Genomic DNA, 766 nt, shown 5'->3' on the forward strand with positions numbered 1-766 from the left:
CGGATATGAACGCGGTATGGGAAAATATCAGCGTATTGATCATCTCTTCTCGCTTCGAAGGACTACCCATGGCGGCACTTGAGGCAATGGCACGCGACGTTGTGGTGATCAGTCTAAAGGTCGGACGTTTACCCGACATCATTCAAACAGGCAAAAATGGCTTTATTGCCGATGATGTCCCCGATCTCGCGCTAAATCTACAACACTGGATGGCGATGGAGAAAAGCCAACAAGAACGAATCCGTAAAAACGCACGCCAAACGATCGTAGAACAGTTCTCAACAGAGAGCGTTATTCCCGTATTGCTAACGCAATATCAAATTGAGATGGATAACTAACCCATATTGGTTCTCAAATTGAGAATTTGTCTCGCTGCCTCTTTGTTTTCATTTCCTCATCTATACATTTCAATCACTTAAACCAATAGCATATTTTGGCATCTCGGTTGCAGTAGTCGAATTAGATTAACGATAAGACCGAGGTGACTTATGACTACTCCAAAACGCATTCTTTACGTTCATTATGGTGATAATTGGATTCGCGGCAGTGAAGTGGTACTACTCGATCTTATCTTGGGTATCGACCGAGACAAGTTCGAACCAATTGTCTGGTCGAACTGCCAACCTCTGATTGAGAAATGCCAAGATCTTGGTATCAAAGCAGAGCACTCTACGTTCAATCTCGTCGGTGGCTGGTGTGCGCCGCGTTGGGACATCACGGGTTGGAATAACCTGATCAAACAAGGTTCAGCGCTCATCGAGAAGCA

At 45.0% G+C, this 766-nt stretch carries 1 protein-coding gene and 1 pseudogene; both read left to right on the forward strand.

All coding sequences use genetic code 11. The features are described 5' to 3' along the window. Positions 1-338, forward strand: a 338-nt coding sequence (locus R7093_RS25140; protein ID WP_318147007.1) for a glycosyltransferase, incomplete at its 5' end; no start/stop codon positions are given. Positions 339-488: 150 nt separating this feature from the next. Beyond that, a pseudogene (locus R7093_RS25145) lies at positions 489-766 on the forward strand (glycosyl transferase); the annotation flags it as partial.

The sequence above is a fragment of the Vibrio sp. 1580 genome, assembly GCF_033340055.1.